This is a genomic window from Nocardia kruczakiae NBRC 101016, assembly GCF_001612965.1.
In the GTDB taxonomy this organism is placed as follows: Bacteria; Actinomycetota; Actinomycetes; order Mycobacteriales; family Mycobacteriaceae; genus Nocardia; species Nocardia kruczakiae.
In genome coordinates this window covers 16923-40751 of the sequence record NZ_BDBL01000016.1, presented here as the reverse complement: position 1 = coordinate 40751, position 23829 = coordinate 16923, and the positions used below count along the sequence as shown (strand labels likewise).

Here is a 23829-nt window from a genome sequence, read left to right as displayed (position 1 = left end):
ACTAATAGACGGACAATTATTCGTTGTGCCTGTCGCCGCATCGCTGCGCTGACAGGCGCTACTTCATGAGGCCGGACCCGGAGAGGCGATGGACGACAAGGGCGAATTCGCCGCGCGGCGACGCCGTTCCGGGGTGTGGGGCGACGAAGCGGACACAGGAGGTGTGATGGCAGCCCGTCCGGTGCCGCGCCCTCCGTTCTCCACCGATCTGCTGGCCGATCTGCATGCCGACAACGTCCCTCCCGAACAGGCCGAGCTGCTGTGGCCGCAAGTTCGCCGGGACCCCGACGCCGTTCGTTTCCTGCACTCGCTCGACGGCGTGAGCGCCGAGTTACGCGCCCTGAGCCTGGACGACCACATTCTGCATCCGATCCCCACCCGGGTAGCGGCCCGGCTGGACGCGCTGCTGGACGAGTTGTCACGCGGCGAGCAGCCGCAGACGGTCGCCACCGTCCACTGTCTCTACGGCGAGGGATCGGACGGCGAGCCGCCCTCGACCCGTCCGATGCCGGCTCTGGACGCGGTACCGCAGGAGGCCCTGCCCGGGGAACCGCTCGAGCAGGACGCCGATGTTCCCGGCGCGCCGGGCCCGGGCGAGCCGATTTCGCTGGACGGTCAGCGCGCGAAGCGATGGCGCTGGTTCACCGCGGCCGCGGCGGCAGTGGCCGTCATCGCCGGAACCCTGGTCGCCGTGGACGCGGTGACCGATCGCACGGTGAGCCCGAAGGCCCTGCCGGCCCAGCACAGCGCCACCGTCGCCCTCGACGACGAGCTGTCCTCCGCCGCCGTGCTGAGCGCCATGGGCCGCAACGACGTCACCGGCGCGCTCTCGGGCCCCGGGGCTATGGCCGGCTGCGTGAAAGCCGCGGTTCCGGACCGCACGGTGCTCGGCTCGACGAATGTCACATATCGCGGTGAATCGGCCGTGCTTATCCTGCTCACCGGCCCACGGCCGCCCAAGATCACCGCACTGGTCGTCGGGACCGGTTGCAGCCCTGCGGATCCGCAGATCCGCGAGATGCGCGATATCGGCTGACGGCGCTCGGGGTGCGCGAACGCCTCGTCGACGGCGACGTTCCCGGGCGCGGCCTCGAGTACGGCCGGTCGGCGGCGGGAACATCTACGTTTACCCTGTTGTTGACCGACACGCCTGTTGAACACACTTCGGAAGGGCATCATGAGCACGCCTGTACGCGATCTGATCATTGTCGGCTCCGGCCCCGCCGGCTACACCGCCGCGGTCTACGCTGCCCGGGCCGAGCTCGAACCGCTGCTGTTCGAGGGCACCCAGTTCGGTGGCGCGCTGATGACGACGACCGAGGTGGAGAACTTCCCCGGCTTCCGCGACGGCATCATGGGCCCCGATCTCATGGAAGAGATGCGTGAGCAGGCCAAGCGCTTCGGCGCGGATATCCGTACCGAGGATGTCGAGGCGATCGATCTGTCCGGCCCGATCAAGTCGGTCACGGTCGGCGGCGAGGTGTATCAGGCATACGCGATCATCCTGGCCATGGGCTCGGCGGCCCGCTACCTGGGCGTACCGGGGGAGCAGGAGCTGCTCGGCCGCGGCGTCAGCGCCTGCGCGACCTGTGACGGGTTCTTCTTCAAGGGCCAGGACATCGTCGTGGTCGGCGGTGGCGACTCCGCGATGGAGGAGGCGACTTTCCTCACCAAATTCGCCTCCAGCGTGACCATCGTGCATCGCCGTGAGGAATTCCGTGCCTCCCGCATCATGCTCGAGCGGGCGAAGGCCAACGAGAAGATCCGCTTCCGCCTGAACTCCGAGGTGGTCCAGGTGCACGGCGACACCGCCGTGACGAGTCTCACCCTGCGCGACACCAAGACCGGCGAAACTTCCGAACTCGCGGCCACCGGCCTGTTCGTGGCGATCGGCCACGACCCGCGCAGCGAATTGGTCCGTGGTCAGGTCGATCTCGATGCCGAGGGCTACGTGAAGGTGCGCGAGCCCGGTACCGCGACCTCGGTGGACGGCGTCTTCGCGGCCGGAGATCTGGTCGATCACACCTACCGCCAGGCCATTACCGCCGCCGGTACCGGTTGCCGTTCGGCGATCGACGCCGAGCGCTGGCTCGCCGAGAAGGGCGACATCACCAGCAACACCCTCGATCACGCCGGCAACCCGGTGGAAGTGACCGCCGGCTGATCCGCCCCCGAAGCCTCTCGAATATCGCGTCACCGCACACCGCTAGGAGTTCCGCCATGTCCGAAACAGCCACCAAGACCGTCACCGACGCCACCTTCGAACAGGATGTGCTCGGCAGCGACAAGCCGGTGCTCGTCGACTTCTGGGCCTCCTGGTGCGGTCCGTGCAAAATGGTCGCCCCGGTGCTGGAGGAGATCGCCGCGGCGCACGGCGACAAGCTCACCGTGGCGAAGGTCGACGCCGACGCCAACCCCACCAGCTCCCGCGACTACGGTGTGATGGCATTGCCGACGATGATCCTGTTCTCCGGCGGTAAGGAAGCCAAGCGCATCGTGGGTGCCAAGGGTAAGGCCGCGCTGTTGCGCGAACTCGAGGGCATCATCTGAGTTCTCCCGGTCGAGGCCCCGGATCCGGGTACGTCGCGAGCGTGCCCGGCCCGGGGCCCCGATGCGGTTTCACCAGGAGGCGCTCCGGGCCCCGATGGCTGTGTACTATTTCGGCACCCGGAGAATTGCCGAAATACGGCTCGGGTCTGAGACAATCGACCGACGCTCCGGTCGTGCGAGGGTGTGTGCCATCGCATAAGTGGGTACCCGGGTTGGCGGAAGGAAAGGGCTCTCACGCATGCACCGACTTCGTCACGGCGATACTGGTCCAGCCGTCGCTGAGGTCCGGAGCACCCTGGCAAGTCTCGGATTCCATCCACATCCGCACGGGATCGACCGGTCCGGTGGGCAGGGGGAATACTGGAAGGACTCCGACGCCGTCTTCGATCGTGAACTCGATTCGGCCGTACGCGCTTTCCAGCAGCAGCGCGGCCTGTTGGTCGACGGCATCGTCGGGCCCGCCACCTATCGGGCGCTGAAGGAGGCCTCCTATCGCCTCGGCGCCCGCACCCTGATCTATCAGCTGTCGGCACCGCTGTACGGCGACGACGTCGCCACTCTGCAACGCCGCCTGCAGGATCTGGGCTTCTACGTCCATCGCATCGACGGCTATTTCGGCCCGCACACCCACGATGCGCTCACCGCCTTCCAGCGTGAGATCGGCCTGTCCGCCGACGGCATCTGTGGTCCGGACACCCTGCGTTCGCTGGAACTGCTCGGCGCGCGGGTCACCGGTGGCAATCCGCATCGCATCGCCGAGGAGGAGGTCGTCCACCGGGCCGGCCCGCAACTGACCGGGAAGCGCATCGTCATCGACCCCGGGATGGGCGGCGAGGACAAGGGTTTGGCCGTGCCGACGGAATTCGGCGACGTGTACGAATCGGAGATCCTCTGGGATCTGGCGTGCCGCCTGGAGGGCCGGATGGCCGCCACCGGCATGGAGACGTTCCTGTCCCGCCCGTGGGGAGCCAACCCGACCGACGCCGAGCGCGCTGAGACCTCGAACACCTTCGATGCGGATCTGATGATCTCGCTGCGCTGTGCGGCAAATCTCAGTTCCTCCGCGGGCGGTGTGGCCAGTTTCCACTTCGGGAATTCGCACGGTTCGGTGTCGATGATCGGCCAGGTGCTGGCGGGATTCATCCAGCGCGAAATCGTGGCGCGAACCTCGTTGCAGGACTGCCGCACCCATGCCCGCACCTGGGACCTGCTGCGACTGACGAAGATGCCGACCGTCCAGGTCGATATCGGCTACCTGACAAATGATTACGACGCCTCGGTATTGACCAATCCCCGGATGCGCGATGTGATCGCGGAGGCCATTCTGATCTCGGTCAAGCGGCTGTATCTGCTCGGCCAGGACGATCAGCCCACCGGCACTTATACCTTCGCCGAGTTGCTGGCCGAGGAATTGGCCGCGGCCGATCGCATGTAGGTTCCGAATACCACACAAAGGAAGGCGCCCCCGGAATTCGATCCCGGGGGCGCCTTCCTTTTTCGTGTCAGTGGCAGGGAACGCCCGGCTGGTCCTGCATGGCGGCGGCGGCCAGCAGCTGGTCCAGAGCGCGCTCGACATCTTCCTTCCACAGATGATCGCTGTCGAGTTCCAGCCGCAGGCGCGGGAATCGGTGGTGTTGTGCCACCACCGAGAATCCGACATCCTCGAGGAAGTCCGCGTCGATCATGCAGCTTTCGGGCGAACAGGCACTGTTGGCCTTCTGCCGCGGGGCAGAGGCGATACCGTGCCCCGGCGAGTCGATGCGCTCCATGAAGAACATGGACCGCACTCCGCGCGCCGGCAGCGCGGTCGCGGCCGGATCGGTGCGAATTCCGAAGGCCTCGATCGCTCGCACACCTCGGCGCATCAGATCGCCGACCACGGCCTGAATCAGCCGATGGGCAATATCTCCGTCGTTGTGCGGGGATTCGGCCCGCAGCGTGGTCAGCAGGACCGCATCCGGGCTCACGGGGGAGGTGGGGAACAATGCCGCGCGCGGCACCACACTCGGCGGCGAATACAGCGCACATCCGGCCGGCTGACCGTCGACCACAGCGATCTGCCCGCAGGATCCCCATTCGAGCATCACCGTCGACAACCACGCCTCTTTTTCGAAGACGGGGTCGCTGAATTCACGGGAATCTGCCGCCACGGCCGGGTCGATCTCCCAGAACACGCATCGACGCGCATGTGCCGGAAGTTTGTCCAGTCCGCCGAGGGTTAGTGCGGTCACGCTGGTCGACACCGCTCTGCTCAGCCTCCAGCTTTCCGATTCATCTATGCTCACGCCGCATCAACATCTTCTCGCCAGCAAGAATATGCGATCAAAGCGAACGCCTCATTTCCCATCCCTTATCGATCGCGGCACATTCGGATCGGCGCGAAAAACAGCGGTGTCACAGTGACGTTTCTCGCCGAACCCCAGGGGTCTGTCTCGTCAGAGCTGTTGTTGCTCCATCAGCCCGACAATCCGCTCCAGATCGTCGACCGAACCGAACTCGACAACGATCTTGCCCTTCTTCTTGCCCATACTCACCGTCACCCTGGTGTCGAACGAATTGGCCAATCGCTCGGCGACCTTGTCCAACCCCGGTGCGTAGATCTGCCTCCGCTTGGGCGTCGGCTTCACCTCGTCTTCGGGGTAGCGGTTCGCGAGAGTGACGGCCTCCTCGGTCGCACGAACCGACAACCCCTCGGCGACGATGCGTTCGGCCAACCGCTCCTGCGCCTCGGCGCCCGCTTCCAAACCGAGCAGAGCACGAGCATGTCCGGCGGAGAGCACGCCGGCCGCGACCCGTCGCTGCACCGGAATCGGCAACTTCAACAGGCGAATCATATTCGTGACGACCGGTCGGGATCGGCCGATTCGGTTCGCCAGTTCCTCGTGGGTGACGCCGAATTCCTCCAGCAGCTGCTGATAGGCCGCCGCCTCTTCGAGCGGATTCAGCTGCACGCGGTGGATGTTCTCCAGCAGCGCATCGCGCAGCATGGCGTCGTCGGTGGTCTCCCGCACGATCGCCGGGATGGTCTCCAGGCCGGCTTCCTGGCAGGCTCGCCATCGCCGTTCACCCATCACCAGCTGATAGCGCGGAGTGGGGGAGGACTCCAGCACCCGCACCACGATCGGCTGCATCAGTCCGAATTCCCGCACCGAATGGACGAGTTCGGCGAGCGCATCCTCTTCGAAGACCTGCCGCGGCTGCTTCGGATTGCGCTCGATCTGATCCGGCGGAATCTCCCGATATACCGCACCGGCGCTCGACTCCTCGGCCGCATCGGGAACCCGATGCAGATAGGCCGACGCGGGATGCGGACCGATCGGATCGAGTCCGATCACCGCATTGGCTGCGGCACTTCCGAGTCCCTGCACATCGGCAGGACCGGTCGGAATCAACGCGGCCAGTCCGCGCCCCAAGCCACCCTTCTTCGCCTGACTCATCGGCCTACCGACCCCTTTCCTGTGCTGCACCAGCCGTACCGACCGCAGCGCCTTCTTGGCCCGGCGTCGCTCGGCTCTGGACAACGGCCGAACGGGCCGCGATCTCCCGCCCCGCGTCGAGATAGCTCATCGCGCCGCGGGAACCAGGATCGTAATCGAGCACGGTCATGCCGTAGCCCGGAGCCTCGGAAACCTTGACGCTGCGCGGAATCACCGAGCGCAGCACCGCGTCACCGAAGTGGCCGCGAACCTCTTCGGCAACCTGGTCGGCGAGTTTGGTCCGGCCGTCGTACATGGTGAGGACAACGGTCGAGACGTGCAGCTCCGGATTCAGATGTGCCTGCACCAGACCGATATTGCGCAGCAGCTGGCCGACGCCCTCCAGCGCGTAGTACTCACACTGGATCGGGATCATCACTTCCTTGGCCGCCACCATCGCGTTGACGGTCAGCAGGCCGAGAGAAGGCGGGCAGTCGATCATGACGTAGTCGATGTCGTAGCCCGCCAGGTTGGCCTCTTGGATCGCGGCTTTCAATCGGCCCTCACGGGCGACCATGGAGACCAATTCGATTTCGGCGCCCGCGAGATCGATCGTCGCCGGAATGCACAGCAGGCGTTCGTTGTGCGGGCTGCGCTGGATCGCGTCCTGCACTGAGATCTCACCGATCAGCAGTTCGTAGCTCGACGGCACACCGGAGTGGTGCTCGACGCCGAGCGCGGTGCTGGCATTGCCCTGGGGGTCGAGATCGATGACGAGCACCGTCATTCCCTGCAGTGCCAGTGCGGCAGCGAGATTCACGGCCGTCGTCGTCTTGCCGACGCCGCCCTTCTGATTGGCGATGGTGATGATGCGTTGTTCGCGAGGCTTGGGGATGCTGAGCGAGCCGGGGTGCAGGACCTGGCTGGCGCGATGCGCCTCGGCCGCGATAGGGGTTTCGGCGGCGGAGATATTTCCGAATGCGGTCTTGGCGAATTCATCTCCCTCGAGGCCGCCGCTGTCCAGCATTCCGGGCACCCGGGATGTTGTTTCCCGTGAAACATTCGCCGGACGGTTCGACATACAGGCTCCTAACCCCGAGAACTTCAGACACGTGCCCAGGCAGCACCGGCGCCGCATGGCTCGAACAAGCAGAACGCGGAGCTGCCGGGAACCGCGAAACCGCGCGCTCACGCTCGACGACAACTAGCTTGCCAGCACCGGCCAGAATACGGAAGTTGAACCGCGGCAATCACTATGCGACACGCGCGGAATGACTCGTCGCGAGCGCCGCATGCGGCTTCGCAGGGCGTTGTTTCACATGAAACAACGAAAGTTACTGTGCGCGTCGGGCGCGTCGATTCGCTTCCTTGTTCGCCCGCTTCTCCGCGCGCGGGACACGCTCCACGCTGAGCACCACAGTCGGCGGCGTCACGATGCCGACGCCGCATTCGAGGATCTTCGCGTGGCCGGCGCCGGCCCGCGCCAACTCCCCCCGATCGCGCTCGAGCTCCTCGGCGACGCTGGATCCCTTGAGCGCCAACATATGGCCGTGCTCATGAATCAGCGGCAGGGACCACTTCGCCAATTTCCCGAGGGGAGCGACCGCGCGAGAAGTCACGTAATCCGCGCCGCCCGCTTCCTTCCGGACGTCCGGCTGTTCGGCACGACCGCGGACCACGGTGATCTCGAGTCCCGCCGATTCGACGAACTCCGCCAGGAACTTGGTGCGGCGCAGCAACGGCTCGACGAGTGTGATGCGCAGATCCGGACGCGCGATGCCGAGGGGAATTCCGGGAAGTCCGGCGCCGCTGCCGATATCGACAACCGAAGCTCCGAGAGGAATCAACTCGCCCAGCACCGCACAGTTGAGGATGTGTCGATCCCAGAGTCGCGGCACCTCTCGCGGTCCGATCAGACCGCGTTCGACGCCGGCGGTCGCCAGCGCGGCGCAGTACTGCTCGGCCAGCGGAAGGCGATCGCCGAAAACCTCGACCGCCACCGCGGGCGGCGTCAGATCGACAGAGTCGCCGCCGGGGGAGTGCTGAGGTGTGGCACCCGCGCCTCGTTCCACGTGAAACATCCTTCCGGACCGTCAAAATCCATCAATACAAAGAGTAGGGCCCCCGGTCCGATGAACCGGGGGCCCTACCTTACCCATTCGACATTCTCAGGCCGGGATCACGACCACGTGCCGGTTGGGCTCGACACCTTCACTCTCACTGGCGACACCGTCCACGGCGGCCACGGCATCGTGAACGATCTTGCGCTCGAACGGAGTCATCGCAGTCAGCGATTCGGGCTTACCCGACTCCGCCACCCGCCGCGCCGCATCGGTGCCGAGCGCGCTCAGCTCCTCGCGACGCTTGGCCCGCCACCCGGCCACATCGAGCATCAGGCGGCTGCGCACACCGGTCGCCTGCTGCACGGCCAGTCGGGTCAACTCCTGCAGCGCGTCCAGAACCTCACCGCGCCGACCGACGAGCTTCGACAGATCCCGCCCGCCGTCGATGCTCACGACCGCCCGGTCGCCCTCGACATCCAGATCGATATCGCCGTCGAAGTCGAGAACGTCCAGCAGCTGCTCCAGATAGTCGCCCGCGATCTCACCCTCTTCGATCAACGCCTCTTCGGCATCGGTCGGATCCGGTTCGGTCGCCTCGTCGCGGTCGTCCACCGCCGCCGCATCATCCTGCACACCGAGGGCCACAGTGGCGTCCCCTCCATCGGTCTCAACAGTCATATGTCGTTTCCTTCAATCTGAATCATCCGTCGTATCGGATCCGCTAGCGACGTCGCTTCTGATTCGCTCGACCTCTGTTGCCGGATCGCTTGCGATTACCCGGCCCGGGTGACTTACCCGACGAGCCCGACTTACCGGAGGCCGAACCGGCCTTGGCCGAAGAACTCGAACTCGTGGAGTCCGAAGTCGTGGTGGCGGCGGTGCCGTTGGTCGCGGCCGCGGGCTTGTCCGCGTCGGCGGCCGACGTCTCGGCGGCGCCGGATTTCTTCTTGGCGGTCGGCTTGGCGCCGGGCTTCGGCGCGTTCTGCGCCTTCCGCTCGATCGCCTCTTCCTTCTTCTGCTGCTCTTCCTTGTCGATGCGCCCGAAGACCAGATGCTGCTGCCCGTAGGTCCAGATGTTGTTGGCCACCCAGTAGAGCAGGATCGCGATGGGCAGGAAGGGACCACCGACGACGACACCGAGCGGGAAGACCCACAGCGCCAACTTGTTCATCAGCGCGGCTTGCGGATTCGCAGCCGCCTCCGCGCTCTGGCGTGCCACCGAGGCGCGGGCGTTGAAGTGGGTCGCGAGGCCGGCGACGATCATCAGCGGAACCGCGACGACGACCATATTCCACACGTGCGGGATGCCGCCGAAATCCGCGTAGGCGTCCAGGGTCGCCTTGGGGGAGGTGATCGCAGCGGAGATCGGCGCCCCGAAGATACGGGCGCTCAGGAACGACTGCACATCGTGCGCGCTGAACACGTAGTTCGGCGTCATCGCGTTCTGCTCGGGCGTCATGTGCAGCTGGCCGATACCACTACCGGTGCGGTTGAACGACCGCAGCACGTGGTACAGACCGATGAACACCGGCACCTGAGCCAGCACCGGCAGACAGCCCATCAGCGGGTTGAAGCCGTGTTCCTTCTGCAGCTTCTGCATCTCGACGGCCATCTTCTGGCGGTCGTTCTTGTACTTGCGCTGCAGTTCCTTGATCTGCGGCTGCAACTCCTGCATCTGCCGCGTGGTGCGCACCTGTTTGACGAAGGGCTTGTACAGCACCAAGCGCAGGGTGAACACCAGGAACACCACTGCCAGCGCCCAGGCGAACCCGTTACTGGCGCCCTTGTCGAAATCTCCGAGTCCGAAGACGAACCCGAAAATCCGGTGCCAGAACCAAAGGATCCAGGACACCGGGTAATAGATGAAGTCGAGCACGGCTCTATGTACTCCCGTCGGTCGTGTCGCCGGTCACCGCGCGCGGCGACCCTTTACAAGACTTGTGTTCGGCCGCCTCGTCATGGGCCCGGCTCGTCTCGTGAGCCGCTTCGGCAGCAGCCCGTTTCCGTTCCGGAACCGGGTCCCACCCACCAGGGTGCCAGGGCGCACATTTGGCCAGACGCACGGCCGTCAATCCGAGACCGACGAACAGCCCGCGAGTACGCAGAGCCGTCACCGCGTACTCACTACAGGTCGGGGTGAATCGGCACACCGGCATGCGGGTGGGGGAGACGTAGGTCCGGTACAGCTCGATCAGAAAGATCACGAGATTCGCCGGAAGCCGCGTCACCACGCGCAGGCGGTTCATGACGCATCACTCGAAGCCACCCGCGCGGCGGAGAGATCGAAGGACATCTTCCGCAGCGCGGAACGCAATTGCTGATCCAGCTCCGCCGAGGTCGCGGTCGCGGCACCGGGGAGGGCGCGGATTACGACATCGGCCTCCGCCGGAAGATCGGCGACGACCCCGGCGCAGATATGACGCAGGCGGCGGGCCACGCGGTGTCGTACCACCGCGGTGCCCACCGCCTTGCTGACGATCAATCCGAAACGAGGACCACCGAAGCGTGCGAGCGATCGTGCCGCCGCACTATCGGACAACGCCGCATCGTCGGACCTCCCGGCGTCGTCGGATCTCATGTCCGCCGATGCCGGCGACACCACCACATGCACGACGATGTCCCGTCTCCCGACTCGTCGGCCACGTCGCACCGTCCGGGAGAAGTCGGCACGATGATGCAGCCGGTACGGCTCAGGCAACACCCGAGTGTCCGAGCACGTAACGGGTGAACGGAAGCAGCGAGACGATCGACGAGTCAGGCATGGCGGCGATGCCGATGCCGTGCGATCAGGCCGTCAGAGAAGCGCGGCCCTTGCGACGGCGCGCCGACACGATCGCGCGCCCGGCACGGGTGCGCATCCGGAGGCGGAAGCCGTGGACCCGCGCACGACGACGGTTGTTCGGCTGGAACGTCCGCTTGCCCTTGGCCACGGTCAACACTCCTCGAGTTGGTGGACGCCAGGCGGCGCCCGAAGCTGTTCGGTGAAACGTATGTGGTCGCGATGAAAACTGGTCTTCATCGGCACAACGCCCATTGCGTGGTGGTCCCGCTGGATCGATGATTCGACCAGGCAGCAGGCAGCCAACACCGCGTCAACGGGTGACTGTACGAGGGTACTGATCAGCCAGGAGAGGGTCAAACTCGGGGTCCCTCATGAGACGCCCGCCACTGAATCCGGGACCGGCGACAGCCTTCCGCCCGGGCCGACTCACCGTGCTGCCGCGACGCGCCGTGTGGACGGCGCACTCGTGAACCACCCTTGTCACAGCCACCGGCGAACCACTACGATTCATAGCTAGAAGATAGCTGCAGAAGCGCAGGTCCAGGCGCTGACCGGGGGGTTGTTGCAGCGAACCACGTATCATCCCAGTTCTCCACATCTGTGGATAATTGTGTGGAAAGACCCCTGGAGTGGCATATTCGTATGGCTGACGGCCAGGCATGTCAGTGGTCGCCGACCGTTGGAGCTCCTGTCGAGTTGCTCCGGGGAGGAAATAATACGTGGACGACGAGCAGAACGTGTTGACCGCGGTCTGGCCCGAAGTGGTCGCCGAGCTCACCGCCGGCTCCACCGACGGAGCCATCCCGCCGGTGACCAACGCCCAGAAGGCGTGGCTCGGCCTGGTCAAACCGCTCACGGTCGCACAAGGCTTTGCCCTGCTCTCGGTGCCTTCTTCCCTGGCCCAGGAGGCCATCGAGCGCGATCTGCGCGAACCGATCCTGCGGTCGCTGGCCCGTCGGCTGGGCCCGCAGGTGGAGGGTCTCGGCGTCCGCATCGCCGCACCGGCCAACCCGCCGCCGGACCGTCCCGGCGCCGGCGCCCGCCATGCTCGCCTCACCTCACGCCCGGAGCGGATGCGCGACAAGCCCCGCGAACCGGTCGGGTTCCCGGCGCCGCCGCAGTATCCCGACGCCGACGATTTCCCCACCCCGCGCTATCTTTCCCCAGCCGACTACCAGGCCCGGACCGCCTATCCCCAGGGGGAGTATCCGTCCGCACCGATGGCCGGGGAATTGCCGGACAGCCTCGGACCGTCCTCGCCGCTGCGCCGGGACCCGGAAGCGCATCTGCACGACGAAGCGCTGGTCCGGCATCCGGACAGTCTGCGGCGCGATCCCGACGATCTGCGCCGGGACCCCGACGCCTTCCGCCACGATCCGGACGCACTCCGGCGCGAAACCGACGCCCTGCGCCGGGACGCCGACACGCTGTCCGGCCGGGACGGGCTGCACGGTCCGGATTCGCTGCGGCGTGAGACGGACTCACTGCGCCGCGACCACGAATTGCACCATCCACAGGAGGCGCTGCGCCGGGAGCCCGAGCCACTGCGGCACGACCAGGAGCTGCCCCGGGCGGGCGGACATCCCGGACAAGAATCGCTGTTCGCGCCGGAACCGGAGGTCGGACAGCGCCCGGGCGTGGCCGAGGACACCGACGAACCCGTGGTGAGCGCACGCAATTCCTGGCCGACGTATTTCGCGAAGTCGCCGGAACCGCCGGCGCCGGCCCCCGCCTCGTCTTCGGCCAGTTTGAACGCCAAGTACACCTTCGAGACCTTCGTCATCGGCGCCTCGAACCGGTTCGCGCACGCGGCGGCGGTGGCGATCGCCGAGGCGCCGGCGCGCGCGTACAACCCGCTGTTCGTGTGGGGGGCATCCGGTCTGGGGAAGACACATCTGCTGCACGCGGCCGGGCACTATGCCCAGCGGCTGTTTCCCGGGATGCGCGTCAAATACGTCTCGACCGAGGAATTCACCAACGACTTCATCAACAGCCTGCGCGACGACCGGAAGGTGGCGTTCAAACGCCGCTACCGCGAGACCGACATCCTGCTGGTGGACGACATCCAGTTCATCGAGGGTAAGGAAGGTATCCAGGAGGAGTTCTTCCACACCTTCAACACCCTGCACAACGCGAACAAGCAGATCGTGGTCTCCTCCGATCGCCCGCCGAAGCAGCTGGCGACGCTGGAGGAGCGCCTGCGCACCCGGTTCGAATGGGGTCTGATCACCGATGTGCAGCCGCCGGAGCTGGAGACCCGGATCGCGATTCTGCGCAAGAAGGCGCGGATGGATCGCCTCGATGTGCCGCACGACGTGCTGGAACTGATCGCCAGCCGGGTCGAGCGCAATATCCGTGAACTCGAGGGCGCATTGATCCGGGTGACGGCCTTCGCCTCCCTCAACGGCCAGCCGCTGGATCTGTCGCTGGCCGAGGTCGTGTTGCGCGATCTGATGCCCGACACCACGACCATCGAGATCACGGCGTCGACGATCATGGCCGTGACCGCGGAGTATTTCAACACCACGCTGGAGGAACTGACCGGTCCCGGTAAGGCCCGGCCGCTGGCTCAGGCTCGTCAGATCGCGATGTACCTGTGCCGGGAACTGACCGACCTTTCCCTGCCGAAGATCGGCCAGGCCTTCGGTCGCGACCACACGACGGTCATGTACGCGGAGAAGAAAGTGCGCAAGGAGATGACCGAGCGCCGCCGGGTCTACGACCAGGTTCAAGAACTCACAGCCCGAATCAAACAACGCTCGCGCTGAATCCCTACACAAGCCGATCCACCCGGTTGACCTGGGTGGATCGGCTTTCTCGTGTTGTGGATTCCTCGAGGAATCCTTGTGGAGTCCTCGAGGAATCCCAGGGTTGTCCTCGAGGTTGCGCACAGTCGATGCGTGACCCTGTGCACGCATTCGCTCACAGCCCTCGGTCCACAGTTCCCACAGCCGAATTCGTCCACGGGGTCCGAACTGCGAAGACAGCCGAATCGGCATGTGGATTCCTCGAGGACTCCCTGTCAGGTCCTCGAGGAATCCCCCGGTAGTGCACCGATCGGCACACACGTGTGTACAACAGGCCTCGAGTCATGGAAGAACTCGAGGATGGCTCGAGGATGGAGGTTGAACAGTTTTCCGGCCTCCACAGCGGCCCCCTGTTCATCCTCGAGTCACCCGCCGGACATCCCCACGCCGCCACGCCTCCTGAACTGGCCGGACGGCCCCCGTCCACAGAATCCACAGTGCCTACTACTACTTCAGTTCTTCTTCTTTAGATTTCTTCTTGAAAACAGGGTGTGTGGAAACTCGGCTCGGGGACCGACGGATCGATTCGCGGCAGTCCACATCCGAACGGAGCAGGGAGCAGAACGGATCCGGCCTTCCGCCGACGACGCACCGGGTGAGGGGGTGACGTAGTCATCGCCCGCTTGCGCGGGTACGGTTTGATGTCGGTCGCCTGTGCCACACTGCGGTGCGTACGAGCGAGCCGTTCCGACCGCATTGCCGCGCGAACCACGCTGTTGTATGAACCACGCTGAGCACCACGGCGTCGAACAGATCACGACCGATCGAGACTGGGAGAGGACATACCGAGCGATGGAGCTTGCAAGTATGAAGTTTCGGGTCGCTCGCGAGGATTTCGCGGAATCCGTCGCCTGGGTGGCCCGTAGCCTGCCGTCTCGCCCGCCCGTGCCCGTCCTGGGCGGTGTGCTGCTGGTGGCCGACGAGGACGGCCTCACGGTCTCCGGATTCGACTACGAGGTCTCCGCGCAGATGCGCGTCGCCGCCGAGGTGGCCGGCCCGGGACAGGTGCTGGTCTCCGGTCGCCTGCTGGCCGACATCACCAAGGCACTGTCCAACAAGCCGGTCGACGTCTCGGTCGACGGCACCCGTGTGCTGATCGCCTGCGGCAGCGCCAAGTTCTCGCTGCCGACCATGCCGGTCGAGGACTATCCCCAGCTGCCCGAACTGCCTCCGCAGACCGGCGAACTGGGTGTGGATCTGTTCTCCGAGGCCGTAGGCCAGGTGGCGGTCGCCGCCGGCCGCGACGACACGCTGCCCATGCTGACCGGTATCCGCGTCGAAATCGACGGCTCCCAGGTGGTTCTGGCGGCCACCGACCGCTTCCGCCTCGCGGTGCGGCATCTGGAGTGGCAGCCCGGTCGCCCGGATGTGGAGACCGCGGTCCTGGTCCCGGCGCGCACCCTGTCGGAATCGGCGAAGACGCTCGGCGCCTCCGATGCGCCCGTCCAGCTGGCCTTCGGCACCGGAACCGACGGACTGCTCGGGATCGTCAACGGTGGCCGCCGGACCACCACCCGGTTGCTCGACGCGGAATTCCCCAAGTTCCGCCAATTGCTCCCCAAGGAGCACACCTCGATCGCGACCCTCCAGGTGAGCGCGCTGATCGAGGCCATCAAGCGCGTAGCCCTGGTGGCCGAGCGCGGCGCCCAGGTGCGGCTCGAGTTCTCCGATCAGGGTCTGCAACTCTCCGCCGGCGGTGACGACGCCGGTCGCGCCGAGGAATGGCTGGAGGCGGAGTTCCGCGGTGAACCGCTGACCATCGCTTTCAACCCCGGCTACCTCAACGACGGTCTGTCGGCGCTGCATTCGGACCGGGTGACCTTCGGTTTCACTACTCCTAGCCGCCCGGCGGTGATGTGCCCGACCACCGACGACGAACCGGAACTGTCGGACTCCGGCGCGTTCGCGGCGCTGTCGAGCGACTACATCTACCTGTTGATGCCGGTTCGTTTGCCCGGCTGATCGATCCGATCCCCATGTTTCCCGCCTCGCCGGCCGCGATACGACCGGCGAGGCGGCATTCGTTCACCCCGACCTGTGGAGATGTTGATAAACCTGTGAAAAACCCCGGGCGCGTGTGCATTTCGACCCGTCCGTCACAAAGTGCCTGGTGACGGCGGGTTCAGCTATGCACATCCGGACGCTCACACTGCGTGATTTCCGCTCCTGGGAGCACGCCGACCTCGAATTACCCACAGGCAGAACCGTTTTCCTGGGGGCGAACGGCAACGGTAAGACCAATCTCGTCGAGGCAGTCGGATATCTGTCCACACTCGGTTCCCACCGGGTTGCCGGTGATGCCCCGCTGATCAGGTTGGGGCAGCAGCGATCTCGGATCGGCGCGACCGTCGTCAACGGTGGCCGCGAACTGCGCATCGATGTGGAGTTGAACCAGGGCGCCGCCAATCGCGCGCAGATCAACCGGTCGCCGGTGCGCCGTACGCGCGAGATCCTCGGCATCCTGCAGACCGTGTTGTTCGCGCCGGAGGATCTGGCGCTGGTCCGCGGCGATCCCTCCGAGCGCCGCCGTTTCCTGGACGAACTGGCCACCGCCCGGCTGCCGCGCCTGGCCGCGGTCCGCTCGGACTACGACCGCGTGCTGCGGCAGCGCTCGGCGCTGTTGAAAACGGCTGGGCGGCAGGCTCGTTCGCGCGCCGGTGCGCCGGCCGAACTGAGCACCCTCGACGTCTGGGACGGACATCTGGCCGTACACGGTGCGGAACTACTGGCCCAGCGCCTGCGGCTGGTCCACGAACTGCACCCCTATCTCGAGCAGGCATATCGGTCCATCGCACCGGAATCGCGGACCGCCGCCATCCGCTACCGCAGTTCCGCGCTGCCCGAGGAATTCCTGGATCCACAGCGTTCTCCACAGCCCGGAGATGTCGAGGCGCTGGAGGCGAATATGTTGAGCGAGTTGGCTTCCGCGCGCGGCAAGGAACTCGAGCGCGGTGTCTGTCTGGTCGGCCCGCATCGCGACGATCTGGATCTGATGCTCGGTTCGGCGCCCGCGAAAGGTTTTGCCAGCCACGGGGAATCGTGGTCGTTCGCCTTGGCCCTGCGACTGGGCGCCTTCGAACTGCTGCGCAGCGCGGGGACGGATCCGGTCCTGCTGCTCGACGACGTCTTCGCGGAATTGGATCGCCGCCGTCGCACCGCGCTGGCGGCGGTGGCCGCCGGCGCCGAACAGGTGCTGATCACCGCCGCGGTGCCCGAGGACGTGCCCCCGGAACTCGAGGCGAATCCGGTCCGGGTGGAGACCGACGGCGTCGCGGACGGGCGGACCTCGCGCATCGTCGAGCCACCGTCGCGCGCGGATGAGCCCCTCTCGGACGAGCCCACCGAAGGCCGGCACATCGGGTGACGGTGATCGGCGCATCTGTGCCGAATCGCCCCGGGTGCAAGGGGCGCGAGTTGTCGGACCCAGCGGCTAGCCTTGCCGCAATGCAGTGATCGGACGGGAAAGGAGTCGAAGGTGGCCGCAGAACCCGGGCGCGAAGACGGCTCCCCGCCGTCCGCCGGCCCCGAACCGGAACTGCGCGGTGTGGACCTGGCACGCCGTGCCCTGGAGGAGGCGCGCGCCGCGGCCCGTGCCAGCGGTAAGGCGGTCGGCCAGGGGCGAGCCTCACCGCGTAAGGGCGGGGTACGAGCCTTGCGCCGCCGCTCCGGCTGGTCCGGTGCGCGGCCCGACGAGCGCGATCCGCAACTGCTCTCCGCACTGGCCGGATCGCTGGCCAAGAGTCGCGGATGGTCGGGAAAGGTCGCCGAGGGAATGGTTTTCGGCCGGTGGTCGGCCGTGGTCGGCGACGATATCGCGGCACATGCCGAACCGGTATCGCTCACCGACGGCGTGCTGAGTATCCAGGCAGAATCCACCGCCTGGGCCACCCAGCTGCGAATGCTGCAGTCGCAGATTTTGGCGAAGATCAACGCCGCGGTCGGTCAGGGCGTGGTCACCTCGCTGAAGATCAGCGGTCCCGCCGCGCCGAGCTGGCGCAAGGGCGAGCGGCATATCAAGGGGCGCGGTCCGCGCGACACCTACGGCTGATCCGGGCCCGTGAGTTTCACGTGGAACCGGTGCGGAGCATCGTCTCGTGCGAAAACCACATCGGCGTAACTTTCCGGCGCGGGATCCGAGTGCCCGTCGCTGTCCGCTGAGGCTCACGGGAGCGGGTTCGCCTATAACCGGACCCGGTGGCGACCGATTTCACGCACTCACGACGCTCTCAGGGGTGTCATAGGTGCATCCTGTGCCGGGGGTACCAGTAGGATGGAAGAGTAACTAGCGGCGATACCTTCGGCGCGTTCCGTGCAGCACGCGCGAGGACCCGTAATTCTCGAGCAGTTCGAACATCTCGAGCAGAGGCCATACGGGGCTCGGTCTGTGTGTGTTGTCCGACGTCGCATCGAGGGATCAGCAAGTAAGGAGAGCTACCGAGCAGTGGCTGCCAACGACTCCAACGCAAGCGGCTCGTCCAAGGCGAAAGCGGGCAACAAGGACTACGGTGCCTCCAACATCACCGTTCTCGAAGGACTCGAGGCGGTCCGCAAACGCCCCGGTATGTACATCGGTTCCACCGGTGAGCGCGGTCTGCACCACCTGATCTGGGAGGTTGTGGACAACTCCGTCGACGAGGCGATGGCCGGCTACGCCAGCCGGGTCGACGTGACGCTGCTGGCCGACGGCGGCGTCGAGGTCGTCGACGACGGCCGCGGTATCCCGGTGGCGATGCACGCCACCGGTGTGCCCACGATCGAGGTCGTCATGACCCAGCTGCACGCCGGCGGCAAGTTCGACTCGGACGCCTACGCCGTGTCCGGTGGTCTGCACGGTGTCGGTATCTCCGTGGTGAACGCGCTGTCCAGCCGGATGGTCACCGAGATCGACCGCGACGGCTTCCATTGGAGCCAGGAGTACAAGGACGCCAAGCCCGGCAAGCTCGTCAAGGGCGAGCCCACCGACCGGACCGGCACCACGCAGCGCTTCTGGGCGGATCCGGACGTCTTCGAGACCACGACCTACAACTTCGAGACGATCTCGCGCCGGTTGCAGGAGATGGCGTTCCTGAACAAGGGCCTGACCATCACCCTCACCGACCAGCGGGTCAGCGAGGCCGAGGTCACCGACGAGGTGGTCAGCGAGACCGCCGAGGCGCCCAAGCACGACGAGGGCAGCGCCGCGCCGCCGGAGCCGAAGGTCAAGACTCGCACCTACCACTACCCGGGCGGGCTCGAGGATTTCGTCAAGCACATCAACCGCACCAAGCAGGCGATCCACAACACCGTCGTCTCGTTCACCAGCAAGGGCACCGGCCACGAGCTCGAGGTCGCGATGCAGTGGAATTCGGGGTACTCCGAATCCGTCCACACCTTCGCCAACACCATCAACACCCACGAGGGTGGTACCCACGAAGAGGGCTTCCGCGCGGCGCTGACCACCGTGGTCAACAAGTACGCCAAGGACAAGAAGCTGCTCAAGGAGAAGGACGGCAACCTCACCGGCGACGACATCCGCGAGGGTCTGGCCGCCATCGTGAGCGTCAAGGTCAGCGAGCCGCAGTTCGAGGGCCAGACCAAGACCAAGCTCGGCAACACCGAGGTGAAGTCGTTCGTCCAGCGCACCTGCAACGAACATCTGGCGCACTGGTTCGAGGCCAATCCGGCCGATGCCAAGACGATCGTGCAGAAGGCGGTGTCCTCCGCGCAGGCCCGCGTCGCCGCCCGAAAGGCTCGTGAGCTGGTCCGGCGCAAGAGCGCGACCGATCTGGGCGGGCTGCCGGGCAAGCTGGCCGACTGCCGATCCAAGGATCCGAGCAAGTCCGAGATCTACATCGTCGAGGGTGACTCCGCCGGTGGCTCGGCGAAATCCGGTCGCGACTCGATGTACCAGGCGATCCTGCCGCTGCGCGGAAAGATCATCAACGTCGAGAAGGCGCGTATCGACCGAGTCCTCAAGAACAACGAGGTCCAGTCGATCATCACCGCCTTCGGCACCGGTATCCACGACGAGTTCGACATCTCGAAGCTGCGGTATCACAAGATCGTGCTGATGGCCGACGCCGACGTCGACGGCCAGCACATCTCGACCCTGCTGCTCACCCTGCTGTTCCGCTTCATGCGCCCGCTGGTCGAACACGGGCACGTGTACCTCGCCCAGCCGCCGCTGTACAAGCTGAAGTGGCAGCGCTCGGATCCGGAATTCGCCTACTCGGACCGCGAGCGCGACGGTCTGCTGGAGGCCGGTCTGGCCGCTGGTAAGAAGATCAACAAGGACGACGGCGTCCAGCGCTACAAGGGTCTCGGCGAGATGAACGCCAAGGAGCTGTGGGAAACCACCATGGATCCTTCGGTGCGGGTGCTTCGTCAGGTGACGTTGGACGACGCGGCCGCGGCCGACGAGTTGTTCTCCGTGCTGATGGGTGAAGACGTCGAGGCGCGTCGCAGCTTCATCACCCGCAACGCCAAGGACGTCCGCTTCCTCGATGTGTAACCGGTGCTGCGCGGTCCGCCCGCGCGCCCGTCACACCGCCCAGGCCTGTTAAGGAGAATTCATGACTGAGACCACCCTGCCGCCCGAAGGTGGTGCGGGCGACCGGATCGAGCCGGTCGACATCCAGAACGAAATGCAGAGCAGCTACATCGATTACGCGATGAGCGTGATCGTGGGCCGTGCGCTGCCCGATGTGCGTGACGGCCTCAAGCCGGTGCACCGGCGCGTGCTCTACGCGATGTACGACAACGGCTACCGGCCCGACCGCGGTTACGTGAAATCCGCGCGTCCGGTCGCCGAGACCATGGGTAACTACCACCCGCACGGCGACGCCTCGATCTACGACACCCTGGTGCGCATGGCGCAGCCGTGGTCGCTGCGGTATCCGCTGGTCGACGGGCAGGGCAACTTCGGCTCCCGCGGTAACGACGGCGCGGCCGCCATGCGGTACACCGAGTGCCGGCTCACCCCGCTGGCGATGGAGCTGCTCCGCGAAATCGACCACGAGACGGTCGATTTCACGCCGAACTACGACGGCCGCTCCCAGGAGCCCGTGGTTCTCCCCAGCCGGGTGCCGAACCTGTTGATGAACGGGTCCAACGGCATCGCCGTCGGTATGGCGACCAATATCCCGCCGCACAACCTGAACGAGTTGGCCGACGCCATCTACTGGGCGCTGGACAACTACGACGCCGACGAGGAGTCCACCCTCGCCGCGTGTATGGAGCGCGTCAAGGGGCCGGACTTCCCGACCTACGGCCTGATCGTCGGCAGCCAGGGCATCCACGACGCCTACACCACCGGACGCGGTTCCATCCGGATGCGCGGTGTGGTGGAGATCGAGGAGGACAATCGCGGTCGCACCACGATCGTCATCACCGAGCTGCCGTACCAGGTCAACACCGACAACTTCATCAACTCGATCGCCGAGCAGGTCAAAGACGGCAAGATCGCGGGTATCTCCGATATCCACGACGAGTCCTCCGACCGCGCGGGTATGCGGATCGTGGTCACGGTCAAGCGCGACGCCGTGGCGAAGGTGGTGCTGAACAACCTCTACAAGCACACCCAGCTGCAGACCAGCTTCGGCGCCAACATGCTGTCGATCGTCGACGGTGTGCCGCGCACGCTGCGGCTGGACCAGATGATCCGGCTCTACGTCGATCACCAGTTGGACGTCATCGTCCGGCGCACCCGCTACCTGTTGCGCAAGGCCGAGGAGCGGGCGCACATCCTGCGCGGGCTGGTCAAGGCGCTGGACATGCTGGACGAGGTCATCGCCCTGATCCGGCGTTCGGCCAATACCGACACCGCGCGCACCGGCCTGATGGAATTGCTCGAGATCGACGAGATCCAGGCGACCGCCATCCTCGATATGCAGCTGCGGCGCCTGTCGGCCCTGGAGCGGCAGAAGATCATCGACGAATTGGCCCGCATCGAGGCCGAGATCGCCGATTTGAAGGACATCCTGGAGAAGCCGGAACGTCAGCGTGCCATCGTGCGCGACGAACTGGCCGAGATCGTCGAGAAGTACGGCGACGACCGCCGCACCAAGATCGTCGCCGCCGACGGTGACGTCGCCGACGAGGATCTGATCGCTCGCGAGGACGTCGTGGTCACCATCACCGCGACCGGCTACGCCAAGCGCACCAAGACCGATCTGTACCGCAGCCAGAAGCGCGGCGGTAAGGGCGTGCAGGGCGCGGGCCTCAAACAGGACGATCTGGTCAAGCACTTCTTCGTCACCTCGACCCACGACTGGCTGCTGTTCTTCACCAATCTCGGCCGGGTCTACCGGGCCAAGGCCTACGAGTTGCCCGAGGCCAACCGCACCGCGCGCGGCCAGCACGTGGCCAACCTGCTGGCGTTCCAGCCGGAGGAGAAGATCGCCCAGGTCATCCGGATCAAGACCTACGAGGACGCTCCGTATCTGGTGCTGGCCACCCGCAACGGCCTGGTGAAGAAGTCGAAACTGACCGACTTCGACTCCAACCGCACCGGCGGCATCGTCGCGGTGAATCTGCGCGATGGTGACGAATTGGTCGGCGCCGCACTGTGTTCGGCCGAGGAGGATCTGCTGCTGGTATCCGCGCACGGGCAGTCGATCCGGTTCACCGCCAACGACGAGGTGCTGCGTCCCATGGGCCGCGCGACCTCGGGCGTGCAGGGTATGCGGTTCAACGCCGACGATGAGCTGTTGTCGCTCAACGTCGTTCGCGACGGCACCTATCTGCTGGTCGCGACCGCGGGCGGATACTCCAAGCGCACCGCGATCGAGGAGTACACCGCACAGGGCCGCGGCGGTAAAGGTGTGTTGACGATTCAGTACGACCCGAAGCGTGGCAGTCTGGTAGGAGCGCTCATCGTCGACGACGATGACGAGCTCTATGCCATCACGTCCGGCGGCGGTGTCATCCGGACGGCGGCGAATCAGGTACGCAAGGCGGGCCGGCAGACCAAGGGCGTGCGTTTGATGAACCTCGGCGAGGGCGATACCTTGCTGGCGATCGCTCGTAACGCTGATGAGCCCGACCAGGTTTCCGGTGAAGAAGAGGCCTGAGGCTCGGATTAGCGTTAGGTTCTGGAAGCGGTAATTTCTCCACAAGCAGCGGCGCCACGACGGATCGAAGGATTCTGCATTGACCACTCCGAATCAGCCGAACGACGAGCGAAACCACGCCAACGGTGTGACCGAGCGGATCGCACCGTCACCGATTCCGCCGCGGCCGGCGCCGCGGTCGGGGTCGTCGGCCGACAACGGCTCGGGTAGTTCGCCCGCAAACCCCGAGTCGCAAGGCGATTCCGCGAAGTCCGGCGGTTCGGCGCCGGAGGCCGCCGAGGCCGGTGACGGTCGTGGTTCTCGCTTCGAGGAGGGGTGGTCGCAGCTGCCGCAGCGGGAGCCGCAGTCGAATCTGAATCGCCCCGGCCAGGCCCCGGTGCAGGGCCGGGCGAATTCGCAGACCGGACTCGGTGGCGGGGTGAAGAACGCCCGCACCACCACCGACCTCGCGGCCAAGGCGGCGCGCAAGGAAGCGGCGATGGTGAAGTCCGTCGGCATCGACGGACCCACCCGCAGCATCGCCCGCCCGGAACTGATCAAGGATCTGCCCGATCTGTCGGATCTGCGTCATCCGATGCCGCAGGCGGACCCCGGTGCGGCACAGTCGGTTCCGATGGCGGTGAAGACCGCGGCGCCGACCGTCTCCCCGGCCGCGCAGGCGGCGGTCGCCCAGGCGGTGACCAGCGGTGAGCCGTTGCGGGCGACCGTGCAGGTGCGCCATATCGACCCGTGGTCGACGTTGAAGGTGTCGCTGGTGATCAGCGTCGCCATGTTCTTCGTGTGGATGCTGGCGGTCGGATTCCTCTACATCGTGCTGTCCGGCATGGGTGTGTGGGACCGCCTCAACAGCACCTTCACCGACATGGTGAACGACAACAACTCCTCGGCGACGACGATCATCGACGCCGGCAGCGTCTTCGGATACGCGGCCGTCATCGGCCTGATCAACGTGGTGCTGTTCACCGCGCTCTCGACGGTGGGTGTGTTCATCTACAACCAGTGCACCGATCTGGTGGGCGGCGTGCAGGTGACGCTGGCCGATCCGGACTGACGACTCGCGACGCACGGCCGGCCGGTTCGCACCGGACCGGCCGTTCGTGCTTTACGGGCGCTCTGACCAGGCGTTTTGGAGAGCAATCGGAGGGTTGTGTAGTCTCTACC

General features: G+C 65.9%; 20 protein-coding genes. 11 read left to right on the top strand and 9 right to left on the bottom strand.

Features of this window, described 5'->3' with window-relative positions; genetic code table 11:
- The first annotated feature begins 166 nt into the window (after window positions 1-166).
- The 4 genes from NK1_RS13390 to NK1_RS13375 all read left to right on the top strand — a co-directional run bounded on the left by NK1_RS13390 (window position 167) and on the right by NK1_RS13375 (window position 3985).
- Window positions 167-1036 carry an RsmA family anti-sigma factor gene (locus NK1_RS13390; RefSeq protein ID WP_157104256.1) on the top strand — a complete coding sequence of 290 codons (870 nt, stop codon included), beginning with the start codon at window positions 167-169 and terminating at the stop codon, window positions 1034-1036.
- A 141-nt stretch (window positions 1037-1177) separates the two neighbouring features.
- A complete protein-coding gene (trxB, locus tag NK1_RS13385) occupies window positions 1178-2164 on the top strand; it encodes a thioredoxin-disulfide reductase (protein ID WP_036507424.1) in 987 nt (328 codons plus the stop codon).
- A gap of 56 nt (window positions 2165-2220) precedes the next feature.
- The gene (gene trxA / locus NK1_RS13380) at window positions 2221-2550 is read left to right on the top strand and encodes a thioredoxin (RefSeq protein WP_030514055.1); all 330 of its coding nucleotides are present in this window, start codon (window positions 2221-2223) and stop codon (window positions 2548-2550) included.
- Between the two features lie 238 nt (window positions 2551-2788).
- Window positions 2789-3985 (top strand): N-acetylmuramoyl-L-alanine amidase, encoded by a 1197-nt coding sequence (locus tag NK1_RS13375; RefSeq protein WP_063008852.1) that lies wholly within the window; start codon window positions 2789-2791, stop codon window positions 3983-3985.
- Between the two features lie 67 nt (window positions 3986-4052).
- Here the strand turns inward: NK1_RS13375 and NK1_RS13370 are convergent, their stop codons facing one another.
- The 9 genes from NK1_RS13370 to rpmH form a co-directional block, all read right to left on the bottom strand.
- Window positions 4053-4793 (bottom strand): hypothetical protein, encoded by a 741-nt coding sequence (locus NK1_RS13370; RefSeq protein WP_063008851.1) that lies wholly within the window; start codon window positions 4791-4793, stop codon window positions 4053-4055.
- 192 nt (window positions 4794-4985) lie between these two features.
- Entirely contained in the window at window positions 4986-5987 is a 1002-nt protein-coding gene (locus NK1_RS13365) for a ParB/RepB/Spo0J family partition protein (RefSeq protein WP_063008850.1), read from the bottom strand.
- Window positions 5988-5991: 4 nt separating this feature from the next.
- Window positions 5992-6993 carry a ParA family protein gene (locus tag NK1_RS13360; RefSeq protein ID WP_233225054.1) on the bottom strand — a complete coding sequence of 334 codons (1002 nt, stop codon included), beginning with the start codon at window positions 6991-6993 and terminating at the stop codon, window positions 5992-5994.
- A 307-nt stretch (window positions 6994-7300) separates the two neighbouring features.
- Window positions 7301-8047: a 16S rRNA (guanine(527)-N(7))-methyltransferase RsmG gene (gene rsmG, locus NK1_RS13355; RefSeq protein ID WP_084460858.1), complete on the bottom strand. Its 747-nt coding sequence runs from the start codon at window positions 8045-8047 to the stop codon at window positions 7301-7303.
- Between the two features lie 87 nt (window positions 8048-8134).
- The gene (locus NK1_RS13350) at window positions 8135-8707 is read right to left on the bottom strand and encodes a Jag family protein (protein WP_245660474.1); all 573 of its coding nucleotides are present in this window, start codon (window positions 8705-8707) and stop codon (window positions 8135-8137) included.
- A gap of 43 nt (window positions 8708-8750) precedes the next feature.
- Window positions 8751-9905 (bottom strand): membrane protein insertase YidC, encoded by a 1155-nt coding sequence (gene yidC, locus NK1_RS13345; protein WP_063008849.1) that lies wholly within the window; start codon window positions 9903-9905, stop codon window positions 8751-8753.
- A gap of 4 nt (window positions 9906-9909) precedes the next feature.
- Complete coding sequence (gene yidD / locus NK1_RS13340; protein ID WP_063008848.1) at window positions 9910-10275, bottom strand: membrane protein insertion efficiency factor YidD; 366 nt, start codon at window positions 10273-10275, stop codon at window positions 9910-9912.
- The gene (gene rnpA, locus NK1_RS33720) at window positions 10272-10730 is read right to left on the bottom strand and encodes a ribonuclease P protein component (RefSeq protein ID WP_084460856.1); all 459 of its coding nucleotides are present in this window, start codon (window positions 10728-10730) and stop codon (window positions 10272-10274) included. Before rnpA ends, yidD begins: the two co-directional genes overlap by 4 nt.
- Window positions 10731-10815: 85 nt before the next feature.
- Window positions 10816-10959 (bottom strand): 50S ribosomal protein L34, encoded by a 144-nt coding sequence (gene rpmH, locus NK1_RS33715; RefSeq protein ID WP_006550910.1) that lies wholly within the window; start codon window positions 10957-10959, stop codon window positions 10816-10818.
- 571 nt (window positions 10960-11530) lie between these two features.
- Between rpmH and dnaA the strand changes: the two genes are divergently transcribed.
- The 7 genes from dnaA to NK1_RS35290 all read left to right on the top strand — a co-directional run bounded on the left by dnaA (window position 11531) and on the right by NK1_RS35290 (window position 23719).
- A complete protein-coding gene (gene dnaA / locus NK1_RS13330) occupies window positions 11531-13579 on the top strand; it encodes a chromosomal replication initiator protein DnaA (protein WP_063008847.1) in 2049 nt (682 codons plus the stop codon).
- An 831-nt stretch (window positions 13580-14410) separates the two neighbouring features.
- On the top strand, window positions 14411-15580 hold the full coding sequence (gene dnaN / locus NK1_RS13325) for a DNA polymerase III subunit beta (RefSeq protein WP_036507438.1): 1170 nt from the start codon (window positions 14411-14413) through the stop codon (window positions 15578-15580).
- A gap of 166 nt (window positions 15581-15746) precedes the next feature.
- Window positions 15747-16982, top strand: a complete 1236-nt coding sequence (gene recF, locus NK1_RS13320; protein ID WP_063008846.1) for a DNA replication/repair protein RecF — start codon at window positions 15747-15749, stop codon at window positions 16980-16982.
- 111 nt (window positions 16983-17093) lie between these two features.
- Window positions 17094-17666 (top strand): DUF721 family protein, encoded by a 573-nt coding sequence (locus tag NK1_RS13315; RefSeq protein ID WP_063008845.1) that lies wholly within the window; start codon window positions 17094-17096, stop codon window positions 17664-17666.
- A 393-nt stretch (window positions 17667-18059) separates the two neighbouring features.
- Window positions 18060-20108 carry a DNA topoisomerase (ATP-hydrolyzing) subunit B gene (gyrB, locus tag NK1_RS13310; RefSeq protein ID WP_036496910.1) on the top strand — a complete coding sequence of 683 codons (2049 nt, stop codon included), beginning with the start codon at window positions 18060-18062 and terminating at the stop codon, window positions 20106-20108.
- A 61-nt stretch (window positions 20109-20169) separates the two neighbouring features.
- A complete protein-coding gene (gene gyrA, locus NK1_RS13305; protein ID WP_063008844.1) occupies window positions 20170-22668 on the top strand; it encodes a DNA gyrase subunit A in 2499 nt (832 codons plus the stop codon).
- A gap of 79 nt (window positions 22669-22747) precedes the next feature.
- Window positions 22748-23719 (top strand): DUF3566 domain-containing protein, encoded by a 972-nt coding sequence (locus NK1_RS35290; RefSeq protein ID WP_063008843.1) that lies wholly within the window; start codon window positions 22748-22750, stop codon window positions 23717-23719.
- Window positions 23720-23829 lie beyond the last annotated feature (110 nt).